Source organism: Neoluteolibacter marinus (assembly GCF_014904755.1).
Taxonomy (GTDB): domain Bacteria; phylum Verrucomicrobiota; class Verrucomicrobiia; order Verrucomicrobiales; family Akkermansiaceae; genus Haloferula; species Haloferula marina.
This window is the reverse complement of the sequence record NZ_JACZFQ010000275.1, coordinates 1-279: the sequence shown is the minus strand read 5'-3', so window position 1 is coordinate 279 and position 279 is coordinate 1. Positions and strand designations below refer to the sequence as shown.

General features: G+C 63.8%; 1 protein-coding gene. It reads right to left on the bottom strand.

The genetic code is table 11. The annotated features are described in order from the left end of the window. A partial coding sequence (locus tag IG178_RS24830; protein WP_343226042.1) for a trigger factor family protein occupies positions 1-187 on the bottom strand: 187 nt, incomplete at its 3' end. Positions 188-279 lie beyond the last annotated feature (92 nt).

The window sequence follows — 279 nt, the reverse complement described above, 5'->3', positions numbered from 1 at the left end:
CGAAGTCGTAGCCCACGCGCTGCTCGATCAGCTTCGAGGGGACCTTGCCCTTGCGGAAGCCCGGCACCTGGATCTGATCAGCCAGGGACTTGTAGGTGCGATCGAGGTACGGCTTGAGCTCCGCGAACGGGATCTCCAGCTCGATCTTGGCCTGGGTGGGGCTGACTTTCTCGACGGTGCTCTGCACTGGCGATGCACTCCTCAGTGGATTCGGATCGGTGATGATGCGATGTCTGCTCGGCCTGCGGACCGTCACTGGGCCGCAGGCACGGACGGCGT